Raw genomic sequence first — 17,952 nt, 5'->3', positions numbered from 1 at the left:
GTCGAACGCCGATCGCAGGACACGGCTGACCGTGTTCGTGGCGCTCGCCGCCAATCTGGTGATCGCCGCGGCCAAGGCCGTCGGCGGAGTCGTCGCCGGCTCGCCCGCACTGCTGTCCGAGGCCGCGCACTCCGTCGCCGACAGCCTCAATGAGGTGTTCCTGCTGGCCGCCCTGCGCCGCAGCCGCCGGCCGCCCGACGAACGGCACCCCTTCGGCTACGGCAAGGAGCGCTTCTTCTGGTCGCTGCTAGCGGCCGTCGGGATCTTTGTCATGGGCGGCTGCTTCTCCGTCTTCCAGGGCGTCGAGGCGCTGCGCAACGGCGCGGACGAGAAGCTCAGCGGCTACGTGGCGGGCCTGATCGTGCTGGGAGTCGCCCTGCTCGCCGAGGGCGCCTCGCTGGTCCGGGCGCTGCACCAGGCCCGCCGGGAGGACCGGGGGCTGCGGGACCCGGCGCTGCGCACGGTCGTCGCCGAGGACGGCACCGCGGTGCTCGGGGTGCTGCTCGCGATGGCCGGCATGGTGCTGCACATGGTCACCGGGCAGGTCGCGTGGGAGGCCTCCGCCTCGCTGGCCATCGGCGTCCTGCTGGTGTTCGTGGCCTACCGGCTGGGCGCCGACGCCCGCGCCCGGCTGATCGGGGAGGCGGCGGACCCGGAGCTGAGCCGCACGATCCGGCAGCGGCTGGCGGAGGAGCCCGAGATCGACAGCGTGGAAGCGCTGTTCACGATGAAGCTGGGCCTCGACGCGACCCTGGTCGCGGCCCGGATCGACCTGGTGCCCGGCCTGGACAGCGAAGAGGTCGAGGAGGTCCTGGTGCGCATCAAGCGGTCCTTGGACCAGGAGTTCGGCGAGACCGACCAGATCTTCCTGGACGTGACCGACCGCTCGGCGCAGGAGGCACGGGAAAGCCCCGCCGCGACGGGGGAACGCGGCGGGGCCTGACATTCGGCTGCCCGGCAGGATGCCGGTTCATGCCTCCGGGAAACAGATTTTTCTAAATTCCGACGTTCCCCGGCCGGAAAGGATTCCCGGAACCGTCAGTTCCCCTGTTGCGGCTCCAGCACGAACACCGGGATCTCCCGCTCGGTCTTCTTCTGGTAGTCGGCGTACGGTGGGTACGCGGCGACCGCCCGCTCCCACCACTCCGCCTTCTCCGCACCGGTGATCTCACGGGCGGTCATGTCCTGCTTGACCGACCCGTCCTGGAGCTCGACAAGCGGCTGCGACTTGATGTTGAAGTACCAGACCGGGTGCTTGGGCGCGCCGCCCTGCGAGGCGACCACGGCGTACTTCCCGTCGTGCTCCACCCGCATCAGCGGCGTCTTGCGGATCTTCCCGCTCTTCACCCCCAGGGTGGTCAGCAGGATGACGGGCATCCCGGTGTCCAGCAGGGTGGTGCCCTTCGTCCCGCCGGAGCTCTCGTACAGCTCGACCTGCTCGCGCACCCAGGCTGTCGGGCTGGGCTCGTACTCGCCCTCAAGAGGCATGTGAGGTCCGTCCCCTCATCGCTTCCAAGACTGACGCCACGATTCAACACCGGGAGTGCCCCGGATCATCCGCACGACACCGGGCCCTCCTTACCTCACGGGTAATCGCACGTGCCGCACGCCACGGGCACAGTCGTGGACACACCCCGTCCGGCCGACACCCGAGGCAGGTCATGACCATGTCCCCCACCCAAGCCGTCGTCGAGGAACTGCTCCGCCGGATCGGCGCCGGCGACCCCGAGCGGATCGCCGAGCTCTACGCCGAGGACGCCGACTGGCGGCTGAACTGGCCGCAGGACGAGCACGACCGCCCGGACACCCCGTGGATCACCCACCGCACCGGCCGCGCCGGAGCCGCCGCGCACTACCGGGACCTCGCCGCGCACCACGTCCCCGAACGGGCGGACACCCGGATCGAACGGGTGCTGGTCGACGGCGACGACGCGGTGGTGCTCGGCGAGATCCGGGGGACCGCGAAGCCCACGGGACGCTCGTATCACGCCAGGTTCGCCCTGCACCTCACCGTCCGGGACGGAATGGTCGTACGGCACCACGTCTACGAGGACAGCCTCGCCGTCGCCCGTGCCTTCGCGCCCTGAGCGCGCCCGGGGGCCTCAGCCCGGCGACAGCACCATCCGGGCCGCCAGCCCCAGCATCACGCAGCTCGACAGCAGCGCCGTGACCAGGCGTCCCCGGTGGCCGGTCAGGCCCCGGCCGAGCAGCGCGCCGCCGCCCGCCAGCAACAGCTGCCAGCTCGCGGAGGCGGCGAAGGCGGCGAGGACGAAGACGCCCTGCTCCAGCGGCCGTACCGGCTCGGCGGAACGCGTGCCGACCACCAGGGCCGCGAAGTAGATCACCGTCGTGGGGTTGAGCAGCGTGATCCCGAGCAGGCCGAGATACGCCCGTCCGGGACCGGGTACCGGCCGCTCGGCCCGGGTCGAAAGACGCCGCTCCCGGTACTGGCGCAGCGCCACCGTCGCTCCGCGTACCGCGAGGCCCACCAGGACCAGGGCCGAGAGCAGGCGCAGCGGCCCGAGCACCGGCAGTAGCGCCGTCGCCAGCGCGGCGCCGCCGACCGCGGCGAGCAGGGCGTAGAGGCCGTCCGCGCTCGCGACGCCGAGCGCGGCACAGGCGCCGGTCCGCAGTGACGTGCGTGCCGTGAGGGACACTAGATACGTGCCGACCGCGCCGACCGGGACGGCGATCCCGTACCCGGCGAGCAGGCCGGCGACGAGCGCGGCCGTCACGGGCGTGCGGGCTCGGGCCTCCAGGGGCGCCTCGGCTGCTGCTGGACCCGCCCCCGACCGACGGTCGCGAAGGTCAGCGGCACCACGGCGTCAGGAGTGTTCATGCGCAGATCCTGGGGTCCGCCTCGTCGTCCCGGCAAGCCAATTTCGGCGCGGAATCGTCCCCCGACCGCGTGCGGTTCGGCCAGATCACCCGATTCACCGATCTGGCTGAACTTGCGGTCGTCCCATAGGTGCCCCGGGCATCTAATGAAGATCGGCACGACGTACGACATTCGTCTGCGAGGTCTTCCATGAACGAACTGACGGACCTGACGGAACCCACTACTCCGGTCCACCGGGCCGACCCTGTGGCCTGGCCACAGGACCGCACGTGCCCCTACCACCCGCCCACCGGCTACGACCCGCTGCGTGACGGAACCCCGCTGTCCCGTGTCACGCTCTACGACGGCCGCACCGCCTGGGCGGTCACCGGCCACGGCACGGCCCGGGCGCTGCTCTCCGACCCCCGGCTCTCCAGCGACCGCCGACGGGACGACTTCCCGATGCCGAACGCCCGTTTCGAGGCGGCCCGGGAGCGCCGCAAGATCGCCCTGCTCGGCCTCGACGACCCCGAGCACCAGACCCAGCGCCGGATGCTGATCCGGGACTTCACCCTCAAACGGGCGACGGGGATGCGGCCGGCCATCCAACGGATCGTCGACGAGTTGCTCGACCGGATGATCGCCCAGGGGCCGCCGGCCGACCTGGTGAGCGCCTTCGCCCTGCCCGTGCCGTCCATGGTCATCTGCGACCTGCTCGGTGTGCCGTACGCCGACCACGAGGTCTTCGAGGCACAGTCCCGGCGGCTGCTGCGCGGGCCGGCGGCCGCCGACTCCCTGGACGCGCGCGACAGGCTGGAGGCCTATCTGGGCGACCTGGCCGACCGCAAGAGCCGGGACGAGGTGCCCGGCGAAGGCGTCCTCGACGACCTCGTCCACGAGCGGCTGCGCGAGGGTGCCCTGGACCGCGACGAGGTCGTCGCACTCGCCCTCATCCTGCTGGTCGCCGGGCACGAGACCACCGCCAACATGATCTCGCTCGGCACCTTCACCCTGCTCCAGCAGCCCGAGCGGCTCGCCGAACTGCGCGCCGACCCCGCGCTGGTGCCCGCCGCCGTCGAGGAACTGATGCGGATGCTGTCCATCGCCGACGGGCTGCTGCGCGTCGCCCTGGAGGACATCGAGGTGGACGGCACCACCATCCGCAAGGGCGACGGCGTGCTCTTCGCGACCTCGGTCATCAACCGCGACGACTCCGTGTACGACGACCCGGACACCATCGACTGGCACCGCCCGGCCCGCCACCACGTGGCCTTCGGCTTCGGCATCCACCAGTGCCTGGGCCAGAACCTGGCCCGCACCGAGCTGGAGATCGCCCTGCGCACCCTGTGGGAGCGGCTCCCGGACCTGCGGCTCGCCGCCCCTCCCGAAGAAATTCCCTTCAAACCCGGCGACACGATCCAGGGGATGCTGGAACTCCCCGTGACCTGGTAAGAGGCTCCTGCCATGCACATCGAGATCGACCAGGACATCTGCATCGGCGCCGGCCAGTGCGCCATGACGGCACCGAACGTCTTCACCCAGGACGACGACGGATTCAGCACCCTGCTCCCCGGCATGGAGGACGGCGGCGGCGATCCGCTGGTCCGGGAGGCGGCCCGGGCCTGCCCGGTACACGCCATCACCGTCAAGGAACCGACAGGTTAGCGAGGACCGGCGGTGCCTCCGGCACCGCCGGTTCCAGCCCGCGCAGCTGTCCGCGCGGGGCATCCACGAGGCCCGTCCGCCGGCGCCGGTACGGCGGACCGGGCGCGCCGGCGCAGCAGCACCGTGCCCTCGGCGGCCGCCCGGGCGCCCCGCGGCTCCGCCGCCACTCCGGGCGGCAGGGTCGCGGGGCCGGCGTGCCGGACCACGTCCGGGGCCGACAGGTCGAGCGGTCCGCCCGGGGAACCGCCCCGGGCGGCGGCCGCCGCCTCGTTCGCGCAGCCCCGGGCCGTGTTCCCGGTGCTCACCGCGGCCTGGCCTCAGCGGTCGCGCAGCAGCGCCCGGGCCGCCTCGCGCGCCTCGGCCGCGGGCTCCGGGCTCCCGGTGATGCCCGCGGTCACCATCGCCCCCTCGGCCAGCAGGAACAGCGGCCCGGTGAGCGCGGTGTCCAGCCCGGCGCCCGCCACCAGGGCCGCGAGATAGTCCCGGAAGGCCTGCTTGTGGCCCCGCACCTGGGCCACCACCCGCTCGGAGGTGGCGCCCAGCTCGCCGTACGCGTTGATCCACGCGCACCCCCGGAAGTCCTCCTCGCCGAACCACCCCGCCAGCCAGTCGAAAACGGCGAGCGGTCGCTCCCGTGGATCCGGCTGCCGTGAGACATGCGCGGCGAGCCGCTGCCGCCAGTGCACGTCCCGGCGCTCCAGATAGGCCACCACGAGCTGTTCCTTGGCGGGGAAGAGCTGGTAGAGCCGTTTGAGGGAGACTCCGGAGGCGCCGCGTATGTCGTCCATGCCGACGGACTGCACTCCCCGCCCGTAGAACAGCCGCTCGGCGGCGTCCAGGGCCTGCTCCCGTGCGACCGCGCTGTCCATGACCACTTCCGATGGCTCCTTGACGAGAGAACGTGCGTTCTCCTACGTTAGCAGCGACCGGGAGAACGCACGTTCTCCGCTTGAGGAGGAGATCATGGCCGACCGTCCGCCCCTGCCGCCCTTCACCCGCGAGACCGCCGCCCAGAAGGTCCAGGCCGCCGAGGACGCCTGGAACACCCGCGACCCGCAGCGCGTGGCGCTCGCCTACTCCGAGGACTCGGTGTGGCGCAATCGCGACACCTTCGTCACCGGCCGCGCCGAGATCGTCGAGTTCCTCACCGCGAAATGGGACCGGGAACTCGACTACGCGCTCCGCAAGGACCTGTGGGCCTTCGACGGCAACCGCATCGCGGTCCGCTTCCAGTACGAGTGCCACGACGCGGCCGGCCAGTGGTGGCGGTCGTACGGCAACGAACTCTGGGAGTTCGACGGGCACGGGCTGATGACCCGGCGCGAGGCCAGCATCAACGACGTCCCGATCGAGGAGCACGAACGCCGTCTGCACGGGCCGCGCCCGGAGTCCGAGCGGGGCCTGTCCTTCCCGCTCCGGTAGCACCCGCATAGGGTTCCCGGATGACCGCTGCGCCCTCGAAGCCCTTTCTCTACCTCGTCGTCTGCGGGGCCGGCATCGCCGCAGGCGTCGGCAGTCTGATCACCGCGGCAAAGGAACGCGGGTGGGAGGTCGGGGTCATCGCCACACCGGTCGCCATGAACGGCTTCTTCGACATCGCCGAGGCCGAGGCGCGCACCGGCCATCCCGTCCGGTCGGCCTGGCGCCGCCCCTCCGACCCGCGCCCCTTTCCGGCGCCGGACGCGGTGGTCGTCGCCCCCGCCACCTTCAACACCGTCAACAAATGGGCCGCCGGGCTCGCCGACACCCTCGCCGTCGGCACCCTCTGCGAGGCCCTGGGCCTGGGCGTCCCGATAGCCGTCCTGCCCTGCGTCGCCGACGCGCTGGCCGCCCACCCCGCCTACCGGGAGAGCGTGACCCGGCTGCGCGGGCTGGGCGTCCGCTTCGGCGACCCGCACACCGGCGGAGCCGAATCGGACGGCCGGCGCCCCGAGTTCGCCTGGGAGCGGGCGCTGGACCTGCTGCAGCAGGGCTGACGCGTCCGATTACCGCCGTCGGCAGGGGAGACCGGACCACGGGCCGACGTACGCTCGGCTCTGTACGACGTGATCTCGAAGGTGGGAGACAACGATGGAGTACGTGAAGCTCGGCCGCACCGGTCTGGACGTGTCCCGGATCTGCCTCGGCTGCATGACCTACGGCCTGCCCGACCGCGGCACCCACGAGTGGACCCTCGACGAGGAGGCGTCCCGCCCGCTGATCCGGCAGGCGCTGGAGGCGGGCATCAACTTCTTCGACACCGCGAACGTCTACTCGGACGGCACCAGCGAGGAGATCGTCGGCAAGGCGCTGCGCGACTTCGGCCGGCGCGACGAGATCGTCCTCGCCACCAAGGTGCACGGCCGGATGCGCTCCGGTCCCAACGGCGGCGGTCTGTCCCGCAAGGCGATCCTCACGGAGATCGACCACAGCCTCAGCCGCCTCGGCACCGACTACGTCGACCTCTACCAGATCCACCGCTTCGACCACGACACGCCGATCGAGGAGACGATGGAGGCGTTGCACGACGTCGTCAAGGCGGGCAAGGCCCGCTACATCGGGGCCAGTTCGATGTACGCCTGGGAGTTCTCCAAGGCCCAGTACACGGCCGAGCGCAACGGCTGGACCAAGTTCGTCTCCATGCAGAACCACTACAACCTCCTCTACCGCGAGGAGGAGCGCGAGATGCTGCCGCTCTGTGCCGACCAGGGCGTGGGCGTGCTGCCGTGGAGCCCGCTGGCCCGGGGCCGCCTCACCCGCGACTGGGGCACGGTCACCGAGCGCAGCACCACCGACAACTTCGGCAACCGCCTCTACCAGGACGGCGACCGCGCGATCGTCGAGGCGGTCACCCGCATCGCCGGCGACCGGGGCGTCCCCCGAGCCCAGGTGGCCCTGTCCTGGCTCCTCCACCAGAACACGGTGACGGCCCCGATCATCGGAGCATCGAAGCCGAACCACATCGCGGACGCGGTGGCGGCCGCCGACCTGAAGCTCAGCGACAAGGAACTGGAGGAGCTGGAGGAGCCCTACGGCCCCCATCCGATCTCCGGCCACTGACAGACCCCGTCAGGGGCAGCGCCCCGATAGGGGCGCGGGGAACTGTGCGAGCAACCACATCGCACCCGCACCCGAATCACAACCGCTCAGTCCCGCAAGGACCCGCCCCCTCACTCTCCAGCAACGGAACCCTGTCCCCACCCATGCTCAACGTCCGGTAGTACCCCCCGATTCGCTCCGCCGACCGTCCCACGTAGTGGCCGATGAACGACCGTCGGTACCGCCCAGCGGAGCGATTCGGCTGTGACCCGTGCACCAGACTCCCGTTGAAGAACAGCACATCCCCCGGCCCCATATCGACCGGCACCGCCACCAAGCCCTCCGGCGGTGCCACGTACTCCCGCGCGAACGACAGCTCCGCATCGGACTCCTCCGGGCAGAACAGCTCCATCCGATGTGTCCCCGGCACCACCTCCAGGCCGCCGTTCTCCCGGTCGATCTCCTCGCAGGCGATCCACGCGGCGACGCACGTCCCCGGCTCCACCCGCAGATAGAAGTTGTCCTGGTGCAGTGCCTGCCCCCGGGCCCCCGGCGGCTTGAAGTAGAACATGCTCTGCGCGGCCAGCACCTCCTCCCCGAACAGCCCCTCCAGGATCACCCGCAGCCGCGCGTCCAGCAGGAACCGCCGGGCGAGCGCGCTGATCTCGTGCGGCTGCATGACGCGGGGATACCGGTGCAGCGGATCCGCCGTCGGCCCCGGCCGGAAGTGGCCCGGCACCGGCCGCCCCGCCGCGTGCAGCGCCGCGAACTCGGCGCACAACCGGTCGATCTCGTCGTACCCGAACAACCCGCGTACGACGGTGAACCCGTCCTCCTCGAACTGCTGCACCATGGTGGTGCCGATGCCCGTGACTGCCATACCCGCGCTCCTCGGTCCGGTGCCCTGGGCCTGCCACGCTAGGCCGACGTGTTCGCGGAGAGGATGCCCATGACCGCTGAGGGATTGCCCGGGACCGCTGTCCCGGCACCGCCGCCGGGCATGGTCGTCACCGGCCGCTACGACCAGGGTCCCGGCTACCGGATCAACCGCCCCGAGGGGTCGGGCAGTTGGCTGTTCACCTGGACCACGGACGGCGGCGGCCTGCTCCGGCAGGGCACCGCGCAGGCCCGGGCGCGCCCCGGCGAGCTGGTCGTCCTCGCCCCCGGCGTCCCGCACGACTACACGGTGGCGCCCGGCGCGAACCGCTGGCGTTTCTGGTGGACCCACTGCCAGGCCCGCCCCGGCTGGGCGCGGTGGCTGGGCCCGTGCGCCGTGGGCGACGGCGTGTACGCCGTCGGCGCGCCGGACGACACGCACGCCCGGATCGAGGCCGCCTTCCACCGTCTGCTGGCCGACTCCCGCTGGACCGGCAGCGGCGCGCCGCCCGCGCCCGTACCCGGCGAAGCGCCCGTCGCCGTCGCGTACGGCAGCGCGGCACGCGAACTCGCCCTGTGCGCGCTGGAGGAGGTGGTCCTGCTCGCGACGGCCGGCGCGCACCGGGCGCCACCCGGTCCGGACGCCCGGGACGGGCGCGTGCGCCGCGCCGAGGAGCTGATCGCCGCCGACCCGGGCGCCCCGCACACCGTCGACTCGCTCGCCGCGCGTGTCGCGCTGTCGCCGTCCCGCTTCGCCCACCTGTTCACCCGGGGGACCGGCGTGTCCCCGATGCGCGCGTTGCGCGAGGCGCGGCTGCGACACGCCGCCCGGCTGCTGGAGAGCACCGACCTGACCGTCGAGCGGGTCGCCGCCGCGTCCGGATTTCCCAGCCCGTTCCATTTCAACCGGGTTTTCCGCGAAAGATACGGTGTCCCGCCCGGCGCCTACCGTTCCGGTGAACGTCCGTAATGCCTGCGGCCATTGGTTTGCGGACGCCGTCGGCCGGAGGGTTTGCGCAGGTCGGGACGTGGTTCAATGGTTGGTGCGGATGCCGGGGCGGTCGGCCCCGAATCCTCGCGTCAATTGCGATGTCGATACAACGACAAAGCGCGAACGCACTCATTGACGATTCGTCAAATTAGCGCAAGCTCCAGGCAATGCGGAAAACCCTGGGATCCCTTGTTCTGCCCTGCTGGCCTGTGCAAAGGTGTGCCGTGTCGGCATGCGGACAATTATTTTCACCCCGCATGCGCGAGGCCGCTCCCGTACGCCCCCCACGCTTCAAAAGAGCTGCCGACGGCGGACGTTCGAGCGCCGAACCCCCAACAGGCCCATCCGACCATGGTGTCGGCCGGGTCGCATACCGGTCACATACCCGACGGTATGGACTAAATTCCGCGTTGCGTCTGGAAGGAATGCCGCCGTGAATGACGCAGGCCTGGGGAATTCCCCTACCCCCGCCCGGCCGTTCGACGTCACCGACGAGCAGCTCAGCGCCGAGCTCAAGCAATGGACGGGCGCCGCGCCCGCGCTGCACCCCGTCGGTGAACTCCTCGACCGGCACTGGGAAGCGGCCTTCGCCTACGCCCGACTGTGCACCGACGGGTCCCGCGGTGCGGGAATGCTCACCACCGCCGCATTCACCCGGCTTTTCGGTGAATCCCTCCGCCAGACCGGCCCCACCGCTGCCTGGCGCCCCCAGCTCCTTGTCACCGTCCGCCGTATCGCAGCCGAATGGGACAACGACGGCCGCAGCGAACTCCTGCACCCCGAACTGCGCGTCGGCGAGGGGGAGCGGGCCGCCTCCCGGCTGCTCCCGCCCGCGAACCGGCGGCTGCTCTCCCGCGCCTTCCAGCGCCTGACCCAGTCCTCGCGGGCCGTGCTGTGGCACACCGAGGTCGAGTCGGAGCCGCTGTCGACGCCCGCCGGACTGCTGGGCCTCGACGAGCAGGACACGCGGGTCGAACTGCGCCGGGCCCGCGAGCGGCTGCGCGAGGAGTGCCTCCAGGTGCACCGCGAACTCGCCCACGAGGACGAGTGCCAGCGGTACGTCCGGATGATCGACGTGACCTTCCGGCGCGGCGGCGTCGACATCGACCGGGACCTCCAGCAGCACCTCAACGGCTGCAGCCACTGCCGGTACACCGCCGACCAGCTCCACCAGTTCAACAACAGCCGCAGCCTCGGTCTCGCCCTGGCCGAGGCCGTGCTCGGCTGGGGTGCCCGCGGGTATCTGGAGTCGCGGGCCGGCCTTACCAGGGAGCCCGCCGAGCAGGAGGCCAGGCCCGGCGGCCGCCCCGCGGTCGGCGAGAACTTCGCCCCGGCGGCCGGGCCGGGCAAGGACCTGGTGGTGCACCCCGCCCTCTCCCGTCGCGCCAAGCAGCGGGCCGCCCGCCGGGTGCGCCGCCGCAACCTCGCCGTGGCCGTGGGCACGGTGAGCGGGCTGGTCGTGCTGCCGCTGGTGCTGTGGGCGGTGCTCGGCTCCGGCGACGACGCCGGCTCGACGGCCGCGGGCAAGCCTTCCGCCACGCCCGGCAAGGGCGCCGCCAGCTCGGGCCCGTCCTGGATCGGCACCAGCCAGACCACCCAGGGCACCCTGCGCGGACGCCTGCACAACATCGCCTCCGGCCTGTGCATCGGCTTGGTCGGCAAGAAGCCCGCCAAGGGCGCCGAGACCGAGCTCGCCGAGTGCTCCTCGGACGCCGGCCAGCAGTGGACGTACGAGAACGACGGGCTGCTGCGCAACGGTGCCGACCCCGGCCTGTGCCTCGACTCGCACCTCGGCTACTCCGTCCAGCTCGCCCCGTGCTCGGCCGCCGCCGGCACCGGCGGCCGGAGCATCCGCTACGACTTCACCCTCCAGGGCGCCCTGGTGCCCCGCTGGGACCAGGACCTGGCGCTCGCCCCGGCCGCCACCGACGGCGGCGGCTCCCTGGTGGTCAAGACCCGGGCGAACGTCGCCGCCCAGCGCTGGGTGATGGACACCTCCCAGCCCGACCTGCAGATGCAGATCGTCAACTGGGACGCCGAGACCACCCCGACGCCGACCCCCACCCCTTCGGTCACCCCCACACCCAAGGCCGCGAAGACCGCCACGCCGACACCCACCCCGTCGGCGTCGCGGACGACAGCGCAGCCCACGCCGTCCAGCAGCACACCCAGCTACAACCCGTGCGAGGAGTACCCGGGCTACTGCTACGGCGGCGGCCAGAACGGCGACGGGTGGGGCGACGGCGACGGCTACGGCGGCGGTCACCACGGCCACTGAGCCGGTACGGGCTCAGTGGTGGTACGGCGGCGGGGGCGGCATCGTCGTCAGGTCCGGCGCCCCCTCCGGCCACACCAGCAGCACCGGGCAGGGCGCGTGGTCGACGGCGAACCGCACCGCCTTGCCCAGGCTGTGCGGCCCCAGCCGGGACCGGTCGCCGTCCCGGGCCACGATCAGCAGGCCGGCGCCCTCGGCGGCGGCCACCACCTCCCGCTCGACACGCCCGGTCCGCTCCAGCCGGGTGCACGGCCGTCCCAGCCGTGCCTCGGCCGCGTCCAGGAGTTCCGCCGCCGACGTGCCGCCGAGCTCCACCAGCCGCTGCTCGGGGTCCGGTTCCGAACCCGCCCGGCCCAGCAGCCCCGCGAACGCGCCGTGCGCCAGGCCGGCCACCCCCGGCTCGGTCACGTGCAGCAGCACCACCTCGGACGTGTCCCGCGCGTAGTCCCGCGCCGCGTCCACACAGGCGGGCCAGGTCCCCTCGACCAGCCAGACGATCACCCGCATGTCCATGGCCTCCCGTCTAGATCCCGACCACCTGGAGCGCCCCCCACAGTGCCACCACCGCACCGGCCAGCGCGGTCGGCACGGCGAGCAGCCCCAGCCGGGTGAACTCCCCGAGGTCCACCCCGTGGTCGTGCTGGTGCACGATCCTGCGCCACAGCAGCGTGGCGAGCGAACCGGCGTAGGTGAGGTTCGGGCCGATGTTCACCCCGAGCAGCACCGCCAGCACCGCGCCCGGCCCGGTCTGCGCGGCCAGCGGCAGCAGCACCAGCACCGCCGGCAGGTTGTTGACGACATTGGCCAGTACGGCGGCCAGCGCGGCGATCCCGAGCAGGGCCGGCAGCCCTGTGCCGTCGGGCAGGACATGCCCGAGCGCGTCGGACAGCCCGTTGTCGACGACCGCCCGCACCACGATCCCGAGCGCGAGCACGAACGCCAGGAACGCCGGAGCGGCCGCCTTCACGACCGACAGCCCGGTCGCCTGCCGCCGTACCAGCGCCCGCCCGGCGAGCACCAGCGCGCCGGCGAACGCGGCCCACGCGGGATCGATCCCGAGAGCGGAGGTGAGCACGAACCCGGCGAGCGTGCAGACCACCGTCACCACCGCGAACAGCGGCAGCCGGGGCGGCTCGCCGGTGTCCTTCGCACCCGGGGCCGCCGTGGACAGGTCCCGGGCGAAGAACCGCCGGAACACCAGGTACTCGGCGCCGATCGCCACCAGCCAGGGCAGCACCATCAGCGCCGCGAACCGGGTGAAGCTCAGCCCGCTCGCCGCGAACGCCAGCAGGTTGGTCAGGTTCGACACCGGCAGCAGCAGCGAGGCGGTGTTCGACAGATGCGTGCACGCGTAGACGTGCGGCTTGGCCCGCACCCCGGACCGGGCCGCCGTCGCGAACACCACCGGCGTCAGCAGCACCACCGTCGCGTCCAGACTCAGTACGGCGGTGATCACCGAGGCCAGCGCGAACACCGCGGTCAGCAGCCGCACCGGCCGCCCGTCCGCCCAGCGGGCCATCCACGCCCCGCAGGCCTGGAACAGCCCCTCCACATCGCAGAAGTGGGCGAGCACCAGGACGGCGGCGAGGAAACCGACGACGGGCCCGAGCCGTTCGGCCTCCTCCCGGGCGTGCTCCAGCGAGATCGCCCCGGTGGCGATCACCACCCCCGCCGCGGGTACGGCGAGCACCGCCTCCGGCCAGCCGCGGGGCCGGATCACGGCCCAGGCGAGGACGGCGGCGAGCAGCAGGACGGACAGGGTCTCGGCGAGCGGGGTGTTCAGGGCACGTTCCTCGGGGCGTGATCAAGTGCGGTCCGCCCATGAAAGCAGACGGACCCGGTCACGAGGACGGGGTACCTGCCGCGCCGAGGAACTCCCCCCAGCCGCCCGTCGGCTCCTGCCCCGGGTTCAGGGTGCGCAGGGTGCGCAGCACCGCCGGGTCCTGCGCCTCCAGCCACGCCACCAGCTGCTTGAAGGAGACGAAGCGCACGTCGTCGTGCTCGGCCATCTTGCCGATCGCCTCCTCGACGGCGTCCATGTAGATGCCGCCGTTCCAGCGCTCGAAGTGGTTGCCGATGAAGAACGGCGCCCGGTTGGTGGAGTACGCCCGTTCGAAGCCCGCCAGGTAGGTGTCGCGGGCCTGGGTGCGCCAGGCGTCGTACTGGGACTTGTCACCCAGCGGGTTGCCGGCCGACTGGTTGTACATCATGTTGTAGTCCATCGACAGGACCTGGAAGGAGTGCCCGGAGAACGGTATGGACTGCAGCGGGAAGTCCCAGATGCGGTTGCCCTGCACCTTGCCCGGCCAGATCTGCAGACCGCCGGGGGAGCTGGCGTCGTACTTCCAGCCGAGCGCGGCCGCCGTGGGCAGCAGGTTGGTCTGGCCCTCCAGGCACGGGGTACGGCCGCCGATCAGCTCCTTGCGGTAGTCGAAGGGCAGCGGGTCCAGGTCGGTGAAGCCGGTGTTGGTCTTCCACTTGGTGACGAAGTCGACCGCCTGGTCGATCTCGCTGCGCCACTCGGCCGGGGACCAGTTGCGCACGCCGTCGCTGCCGCAGAAGTGCCCGTTGAAGTGGGTGCCGATCTCGTGTCCCTCCAGCCAGGCGGCGCGCACCTGCTGGAGCGTGTTGTGGATGTGCCGGTCGGAGAGGTAGCCGATCGCGGAGGCGCCGACCTCGTGCTGCGGCGGCCGGTAGAGGTCCTTCTTGGACTCCGGCAGCGTGTAGATGCCGGACAGGAAGAACGTCATCTTCGCGCCGTGGTCCGCTGCGACCCTGCGGAAGCGGGAGAACAGCTGGTTGCTCAGCTCGCCGGCGCCGTCCCAGGAGAACACCACGAACTGCGGCGGCTTGGCGCCGGCCGCCAGCCGGGTCGCCTTCGGCTGGTGCGGCTGGGCACCGGTGTCGGCGGTGGAACCGTCCCCGATGAGCTTCAGCGGCTTGGTCGGCACGCCGCTGCTCTTGCCGTTGCCGTTGCCGGTGCCGGCGGAACCGCCGCCGCCCACCGTCCACTCGCCGTTCGAGCACCCCGACACCGCGCCCAGTGCACCCAGGGCGCCCGCCGTCGCGCCCGCCGTCAGGATCCGCCTGCGGGAGATGCCGCTCATGTCCGTCCCCGATTCCGTCGTCCCGGCCCCTCGCGGGGCCTTCTTCCTGTGTGGTCGACGGGTTCGATGGCGGGGCGGGCGAAAAAGATCGGAGCCGGGTCCGCGTGTTGCACGCCTGTGACAGTCGTGGTCCGGACATGACGAACCCCGCTGCCCGGGGGAGTGGGCAGCGGGGTCCGGGTGTGGGGTGATCAGGCCCCGGGAGGCCGGCGTCTCGGCCGGTCAGACGCCGGTGCCGGCGCTGAGCACGGTCAGCCGCACCGAGGAGGAGTTCCCGGACACCGGGACCGTGCCGCCCTTCCAGGTGACCTTCAGCGAGTCACGCTCGTCCGGCGGGGTGACCTCCAGTGCCGCCGGGGTCGCCGTCTTGGCGCCGCTGATCTCCGGGTTGGAGAAGGTCAGCCCTGCCCAGGCGCTCTGGCCGGGCTTGAGAGTGACCGTCGCGGGGGTGCTGGCGGAGGTCTCCCGCTTCGGGTCGGGGCCGAGCTGGGTGCCGGCGGCGTTCACGAAGGCGGCGCCGGGGAAGCCGCGGACGGTGCAGGTGCGGCCCGACTTGTTGGTGAACACGATCGGGAAGTTCTCCTGACCGGCCCCCGGGTCGTTGCCGCCCACCGAGGCGGTCAGCTCCGAGGTGTGACAGCGGCTGCTGGACGCGGTGCCGGCGGTCGTCGTGCCGCCGTCCGTCGAGGAGCCGCCGTCCGTCGACGAGCCGGTGCTCTGGGACGAGGACGAGGACGAGGACCCGGTGCCGGACGGCGCGGAGCCGCTGTCCGACGCGCTCGAACCCGCCGAGTCGCCGGTCGCGGGCGCGGCCGTGCCCGACACCGACTCCGGCGCCTTGCCCGGGCTGTCGTTGCCGCAGGCGGTCAGGAGGCCCAGGGCGGCGACCGTGCTCGCGAGCAGGGCCGCCCCGCGCCGCAAGGACTGGGACGTGTGCGCCATGTCTCTCCACACTCCTGGATGTTCGCGGCACGCCGCGAGGCGTGCCCGAGGCGCTCCGTGCGCCGTCACTCCCATCCGATGCGAGAAACGGCGGAAAAGTTCGGGGGCACGCCGTGATTCATCGGGTCAGGTGACCCGGATCGACCGAAGTATGCCCTCGGTGGCGGTGTCGTCGACCGCTCCCTTCTGCCGTACCTGCACGTACACCTGGGGCTGGTCGTCCCCGTCGGCCGGGGCGAGGGCTGCCTCCTGGACCGAGCCGCCGGCGCCGGAACAGTCGCTCCAGGTCCGGACCCGGCCCTTCCAGGTGCTGCTCGTGAAGGCACGGCTGCCGTCGTAGTGGCACTGCGCGTGGGACAGGGCGTTCACCTTCGCGGCGACGTCGCCGTGCTCGCTCAGGCCGATGAACACGCCGTTCACCGCGGTCGACAGGTCCTGCCACTCCGACACGTCGTCGGCGACCTCCAGCCCCGGCTCGTGCCCCGAGGCCAGCCCGAGCGCCTTGGGATTCCAGCCGGAGTTCCGCAGCTCGCCCGCCCACCCGGACGGCACCTCGGCCACCACCCGCCCGGTGGAGTCGGCGACCCTCGTCTCGTCGCCCGCCGAGCCGCCCCGGTCGACCAGCGTGACCGCGAGGGCCGTGCCCCCGGCCGCCAGGACCGCGGCCACGGTCAGCGTGATGGCGTTGAGCCGTCTGCGGACGCCGTCCAGGCGCCGCGGCCGGCGTGCCGCCGCGGCAGCGGCCAGCCGGTCCAGCTCGTCCGCGAAGGCCTGCGCGGACGGCCAGCGCCGCTGCCGGTCCGGCTCCAGGGCCCGCATCAGCGCCCGCTGGACGTCCTCCCCGAGGTCCGGCCGCAGCCGCTCCGGCCGCACCACCTTCCCGGGCGCCGCCGGCACCGTCCCGGTGACCAGCTCGTAGCCCACCGCACCCAGCGCGTACACGTCGGCACGCGCGTCGATGCCCTCGCCGGGCTGGGCCTGTTCCGGTGGCTGATAGCCCGCGGAACCGGCCGCAAGGGTCAGCCCCGACGCCTGCGCCAGGCTCTTCGCCAGCCCCAGGTCGGCCAGCAGCACCCGCCGGGTGCCGTCCTGCGCGGTGCGCAGCAGCACATTGGTCGGCTTGATGTCCCGGTGCACGATCCCGGCCCCGTGCAGATCCGCCGCGCCGCGTGCCGCCAGCGCGGTCAGCAGCAGCGCGTCGGGGATCGGCAGCGGGCCCGCCGCGAGCAGGTCGGCGAGGGTGCCCGCGTCGGCGTACTCCATCACGAAGTACGGCCGCCCGTCAGGGAGTTCGCCGATGTCGTAGACCTGCACCACCCGCTTCGAGTCGGCCCGGCGCAGCAGCCGGGCCTCGGACAGGAAGCGGTCGTGGATGTCGAGACGGTGGGACCAGTTGTCGGCGAGCACCTTCACCGCGACCGAGGCGTCCAGCTGGTCGTCGTGGGCGAGCCAGACCGTCCCGAAGGCACCGGTGCCCAGACGCCGTTCGAGGCGATAGCGGCCGATCCGCTCCAGGGGTTGCATGCGACTATCATGCCTGCCCTGAGATCGACTTCGAGGGGGACCTCCCGTGCCGGACGCCGCGCTGACCGAAGACCTCGCCCGGCGGGCCGCCGCCGGCGACCAGCTGGCCCTGAACCAGCTGCTGACCGAGGTCTGGCCCGACGTCGTACGACGCTGCGGACGGTTCCTGCCGTGCCGGGAGGACGCCGAGGAGGCGGCCCAGGACGTGCTGCTCCAGATTTCCCGGAAGATCTCCACCTTCGAGGGCCGCAGCCGCTTCAGCACCTGGCTGTACACGGTCGTCGCCAACTGCTCCCGGCAGAAGTACCGGGACCTGAAGCGGCGGGCGGCGGAGCAGCCGGCGCTCATCGAACCGGCCGAGCATGTCGACCCGCGTACCACCAGCGTGATCGCCGGTTCCCGGATCGATCTGCTGGAGGCGCTGGACCGGCTGGAGCGGGAGCATCCGCAGCTGGTCGCGCCGCTGGTCTACCGGGACATCTGCCAGCTGGACTACGCCGAGGTCGCCGAGCGGGTGGGGATCCCGCTGGGGACGCTGAAGTCGCGGCTGCACGAGGCGCGCAAGCAGGTCCGGCCCTGGCTGAGCGCGCCGTGACTTGGAACGGCAGGCGCGCCGTGACGGCAGTGGCAAAAAAAGCGGTGGCAAAAAAATAGGGCAAGGAGTTCAGCCGCTCCTCGCCACTCTCAACTTATAGCGCACAGGGGGGCTTGCGGCAAGGCCCCCCTCGTCCCGCAA

At 72.2% G+C, this 17,952-nt stretch carries 20 protein-coding genes; 10 read left to right on the top strand and 10 right to left on the bottom strand.

All coding sequences use genetic code 11. From position 1 onward, the window contains the following. Positions 1–25: 25 nt before the first annotated feature. Positions 26–943 carry a cation diffusion facilitator family transporter gene (locus ACFWXC_RS23175; protein WP_384481546.1) on the top strand — a complete coding sequence of 306 codons (918 nt, stop codon included), beginning with the start codon at positions 26–28 and terminating at the stop codon, positions 941–943. 95 nt (positions 944–1,038) lie between these two features. Here the strand turns inward: ACFWXC_RS23175 and ACFWXC_RS23170 are convergent, their stop codons facing one another. Next, on the bottom strand, positions 1,039–1,488 hold the full coding sequence (locus tag ACFWXC_RS23170) for a nitroreductase family deazaflavin-dependent oxidoreductase (RefSeq protein ID WP_384481475.1): 450 nt from the start codon (positions 1,486–1,488) through the stop codon (positions 1,039–1,041). A gap of 179 nt (positions 1,489–1,667) precedes the next feature. Between ACFWXC_RS23170 and ACFWXC_RS23165 the strand changes: the two genes are divergently transcribed. Then, positions 1,668–2,087: a nuclear transport factor 2 family protein gene (locus ACFWXC_RS23165; RefSeq protein WP_384481474.1), complete on the top strand. Its 420-nt coding sequence runs from the start codon at positions 1,668–1,670 to the stop codon at positions 2,085–2,087. Positions 2,088–2,102: 15 nt separating this feature from the next. Here ACFWXC_RS23165 and ACFWXC_RS23160 read toward each other — a convergent pair whose 3' ends face one another. After that, entirely contained in the window at positions 2,103–2,735 is a 633-nt protein-coding gene (locus ACFWXC_RS23160) for a LysE family transporter (RefSeq protein WP_384481472.1), read from the bottom strand. A 293-nt stretch (positions 2,736–3,028) separates the two neighbouring features. On the opposite strand from ACFWXC_RS23160, the gene ACFWXC_RS23155 reads away from it, so the two are divergent. Both ACFWXC_RS23155 and ACFWXC_RS23150 read left to right on the top strand, forming a co-directional pair. Further along, positions 3,029–4,270, top strand: a complete 1,242-nt coding sequence (locus ACFWXC_RS23155; protein WP_384481470.1) for a cytochrome P450 — start codon at positions 3,029–3,031, stop codon at positions 4,268–4,270. A gap of 12 nt (positions 4,271–4,282) precedes the next feature. Then, positions 4,283–4,483 (top strand): ferredoxin, encoded by a 201-nt coding sequence (locus ACFWXC_RS23150; protein ID WP_384481468.1) that lies wholly within the window; start codon positions 4,283–4,285, stop codon positions 4,481–4,483. Here ACFWXC_RS23150 and ACFWXC_RS23145 read toward each other — a convergent pair. Together ACFWXC_RS23145 and ACFWXC_RS23140 are read right to left on the bottom strand one after the other, a co-directional pair. Then, on the bottom strand, positions 4,480–4,788 hold the full coding sequence (locus ACFWXC_RS23145; RefSeq protein ID WP_384481466.1) for a hypothetical protein: 309 nt from the start codon (positions 4,786–4,788) through the stop codon (positions 4,480–4,482). The two genes, ACFWXC_RS23150 and ACFWXC_RS23145, sit on opposite strands and share 4 nt — an antisense overlap. Before the next feature lie 12 nt (positions 4,789–4,800). Next, a complete protein-coding gene (locus ACFWXC_RS23140; RefSeq protein ID WP_384481544.1) occupies positions 4,801–5,352 on the bottom strand; it encodes a TetR/AcrR family transcriptional regulator in 552 nt (183 codons plus the stop codon). 94 nt (positions 5,353–5,446) lie between these two features. On the opposite strand from ACFWXC_RS23140, the gene ACFWXC_RS23135 reads away from it, so the two are divergent. From ACFWXC_RS23135 to ACFWXC_RS23125, 3 genes are all read left to right on the top strand, one after another. Next, on the top strand, positions 5,447–5,905 hold the full coding sequence (locus ACFWXC_RS23135) for a DUF1348 family protein (RefSeq protein WP_384481464.1): 459 nt from the start codon (positions 5,447–5,449) through the stop codon (positions 5,903–5,905). A 20-nt stretch (positions 5,906–5,925) separates the two neighbouring features. Then, positions 5,926–6,459 (top strand): flavoprotein, encoded by a 534-nt coding sequence (locus ACFWXC_RS23130; protein ID WP_384481462.1) that lies wholly within the window; start codon positions 5,926–5,928, stop codon positions 6,457–6,459. A gap of 94 nt (positions 6,460–6,553) precedes the next feature. Then, on the top strand, positions 6,554–7,522 hold the full coding sequence (locus ACFWXC_RS23125; RefSeq protein WP_384481460.1) for an aldo/keto reductase: 969 nt from the start codon (positions 6,554–6,556) through the stop codon (positions 7,520–7,522). A gap of 76 nt (positions 7,523–7,598) precedes the next feature. Here the strand turns inward: ACFWXC_RS23125 and ACFWXC_RS23120 are convergent, their stop codons facing one another. Then, positions 7,599–8,381, bottom strand: a complete 783-nt coding sequence (locus tag ACFWXC_RS23120; protein WP_384481458.1) for a phytanoyl-CoA dioxygenase family protein — start codon at positions 8,379–8,381, stop codon at positions 7,599–7,601. 69 nt (positions 8,382–8,450) lie between these two features. On the opposite strand from ACFWXC_RS23120, the gene ACFWXC_RS23115 reads away from it, so the two are divergent. Both ACFWXC_RS23115 and ACFWXC_RS23110 read left to right on the top strand, forming a co-directional pair. Next, on the top strand, positions 8,451–9,347 hold the full coding sequence (locus tag ACFWXC_RS23115) for a helix-turn-helix domain-containing protein (protein ID WP_384481456.1): 897 nt from the start codon (positions 8,451–8,453) through the stop codon (positions 9,345–9,347). A 454-nt stretch (positions 9,348–9,801) separates the two neighbouring features. Then, positions 9,802–11,646: an RICIN domain-containing protein gene (locus ACFWXC_RS23110; RefSeq protein ID WP_384481454.1), complete on the top strand. Its 1,845-nt coding sequence runs from the start codon at positions 9,802–9,804 to the stop codon at positions 11,644–11,646. 12 nt (positions 11,647–11,658) lie between these two features. Here the strand turns inward: ACFWXC_RS23110 and ACFWXC_RS23105 are convergent, their stop codons facing one another. The 5 genes from ACFWXC_RS23105 to ACFWXC_RS23085 form a co-directional block, all read right to left on the bottom strand. Continuing rightward, positions 11,659–12,150, bottom strand: coding sequence for a universal stress protein (locus ACFWXC_RS23105; protein WP_384481542.1), 492 nt, complete (start codon positions 12,148–12,150; stop codon positions 11,659–11,661). Positions 12,151–12,166: 16 nt separating this feature from the next. Continuing rightward, positions 12,167–13,426, bottom strand: coding sequence for an arsenic transporter (locus tag ACFWXC_RS23100; RefSeq protein WP_384481540.1), 1,260 nt, complete (start codon positions 13,424–13,426; stop codon positions 12,167–12,169). A 58-nt stretch (positions 13,427–13,484) separates the two neighbouring features. Next, complete coding sequence (locus ACFWXC_RS23095; RefSeq protein WP_384481452.1) at positions 13,485–14,750, bottom strand: hypothetical protein; 1,266 nt, start codon at positions 14,748–14,750, stop codon at positions 13,485–13,487. Positions 14,751–14,972: 222 nt separating this feature from the next. Beyond that, entirely contained in the window at positions 14,973–15,692 is a 720-nt protein-coding gene (locus ACFWXC_RS23090; RefSeq protein ID WP_384481450.1) for a DUF4232 domain-containing protein, read from the bottom strand. Positions 15,693–15,818: 126 nt separating this feature from the next. Next, positions 15,819–17,216 (bottom strand): serine/threonine-protein kinase, encoded by a 1,398-nt coding sequence (locus ACFWXC_RS23085; RefSeq protein ID WP_384481448.1) that lies wholly within the window; start codon positions 17,214–17,216, stop codon positions 15,819–15,821. 46 nt (positions 17,217–17,262) lie between these two features. On the opposite strand from ACFWXC_RS23085, the gene ACFWXC_RS23080 reads away from it, so the two are divergent. After that, positions 17,263–17,811, top strand: coding sequence for an RNA polymerase sigma factor (locus ACFWXC_RS23080; RefSeq protein ID WP_384481446.1), 549 nt, complete (start codon positions 17,263–17,265; stop codon positions 17,809–17,811). Positions 17,812–17,952: the final 141 nt, after the last annotated feature.

This window comes from Streptomyces sp. NPDC058683 (assembly GCF_042716195.1).
Classification (GTDB): domain Bacteria; phylum Actinomycetota; class Actinomycetes; order Streptomycetales; family Streptomycetaceae; genus Streptomyces.
This window is presented reverse-complemented; position numbering and strand designations above follow the sequence as displayed.